3 protein-coding genes are annotated in these 1,884 nt (G+C 55.3%); all 3 read right to left on the bottom strand.

Annotated elements, in window-relative coordinates; translation table 11 throughout:
• On the bottom strand, positions 1 to 350 hold a 350-nt coding region (locus GM910_RS26840), incomplete at its 3' end, for a hemagglutinin repeat-containing protein (protein ID WP_201285616.1).
• Between the two features lie 598 nt (positions 351 to 948).
• Positions 949 to 1,281: a hypothetical protein gene (locus GM910_RS26835; RefSeq protein WP_159593947.1), complete on the bottom strand. Its 333-nt coding sequence runs from the start codon at positions 1,279 to 1,281 to the stop codon at positions 949 to 951.
• 7 nt (positions 1,282 to 1,288) lie between these two features.
• Positions 1,289 to 1,884: hypothetical protein (locus GM910_RS27065; RefSeq protein ID WP_201285615.1), on the bottom strand; the 596-nt coding region annotated here is incomplete at its 5' end.

Genomic DNA, 1,884 nt, shown 5'->3' with positions numbered 1-1,884 from the left:
AGCGACAGGCCGTAGCTCGCCGTCTTCGCCTCGGAACGGTTTTCCAGATCGGAGAAGGTGAGCTCCGCCGCCCTCAGCGAATTGAGCCGAGCATCGGCCGACGAGACGATCAGCCCCGCCTTCAGGTCGATCTTGCCTTCGACGTCGACGGCGAAGCCGCCCGCGCCCGCCACTATGCCGCTCTGCTCCGATACATTGGCATAGTCGCCCGTCGTGCGGCCATAGGAGAAGGAGCCGCCGAGCAGGCCTGACGGACTGAGCGAAAGCGAGGCGCCGAGGCTCTTCTCGCGGTAGGTCGACGTGTCCTGCACAGAGTGGATGACAAGGTCGCGCCCGGCAGACGCCTCCACCCGCTCGCCCAATGCGGCGAGTGAGATGACGGCCTGATCGCCCGGTGCAGCTCGCTTAAAAAGCTGCTACCCTCCCCGACGCGGGTTTTGCAGCCAGAGCCGCAAGCGCAAGAAGCGGGGCTCTCGTAAGTCCAAGAAGCCCGCCAGGAAGAAACGACGATGTCGCAGAATCATGTTTCTGCATCAGAAGATACATCCGGCAGCCATGATCCCGCGAAATACCCGGGATCAGGGCAAGACAATTTCCATATCTCATTGGTCGATTTGCATCTGAACCTTCGATCATCCCACTGACCAGCCACCTTTTCCCTGTGCCGGAATTTCTTCGCAATCACCTTCCCGGACTTGAGCCTCGATCCATCGGACAAAGCGATAGTATTCGCTTGGTGAGCGAAAAGCGTGGATTTCTTCCCAATTGCAATCGGACATTACTTGATCCAACTTCAGACGAACCGTAACGTTTGTCTCTGGTGGAAATCCTTGGTGAGGTAGGAATCCTTCAGCGTCTCGAAGCAAAGCTCGCACCCGCCCCGAATGCCGCAGCACGAAAACGGCTCGGATCAAGTTGCATATAAACTTCGTTATTCTGACTAAAGATTTAGATGGATGGTCTCGCTCCAAGCACGGCGCGCAACTCGTTGTCAAAATAAACGACCTCTATTCCGTCCAGTTCGTCAGTTAACTGCTCCCATAGCCTCCAGCCTTCTACATTAAACTTCTGAGCATCTTCCTGAGAAGCAAAGCCCGACTCGATAGGGTTCTCCCTATTGAGCGTTGCATTGTATTTCTTTTCCCAAGCGTGGAGCGCTTTTTTGAGCGGTTGACTGAGCGGAAGGGTTTCTGGATCAATGTTGCCAATGTTCACTAAATCCCACAAACACCAACTGTCGTAGTCCGCCATCAACTTAATCTTTTTAGGTACAGTTGTCATTTTTTCCTCACGGAACAGACGTGGGGTTAGCCCCAACAATAAATCCATTATCGCCAACAGTAATCGCAATACGTTTCGTTTGGCCGTTGTAATTCACTTCGTATATTGGTCGCCCCGTACCAGAGCCTTGATAGCCAACGACTTTGTTTTGTTCCAAAGCCGAGAAAACGGCATCGGGGATTTGCTCCTGTGAGATTCCTTTTTGAGCAAACTCATCGGCGTGCCGATTAATGTGCTGGAGGCCAGCGGCATTATTCCCTGTTTCCAACCAAACAGTACGGCCATCGGGTAGCCTACGGATATCGACCACATTCTCCGGCGTGATCTTGGTACCGCCAGCCACTAGGTCGTCAATGAGCTGTGTCCTATTGGGGGAGTCATCCCCTCCCGTCAGCTTACCACTTCCACGTCCCCCGCCCAAGCTCAGGATAATCCCGGCAGCAAGCTCCTTTATCTGCTCGCGTTCGGCCCAAGCGCTGAAGGCGTCGTTGGCGACACGCTCCACACAGGCGGCGTCCGATCCGCACTCATCGCGCGCGAGGTCCATCGCCATCGCCTGCTGCGCGGCGATTTCGGCCGACTGGCTGACCCAGCTCCGCGATT

Origin of the sequence: Chelativorans xinjiangensis, from assembly GCF_009812055.1 — a bacterium.
Lineage (GTDB): Bacteria > Pseudomonadota > Alphaproteobacteria > Rhizobiales > Rhizobiaceae > Chelativorans > Chelativorans xinjiangense.
Note: the sequence above shows the minus strand (reverse complement) of the source record. Positions and strands in the feature narration are given on the sequence as shown.

What these genes read in the sequence shown, in the direction of transcription:
- GM910_RS26835 (WP_159593947.1), bottom strand. Translation starts at nt 1,281, where the DNA reads ATGACAACTGTACCTAAAAAGATTAAGTTGATGGCGGACTACGACAGT.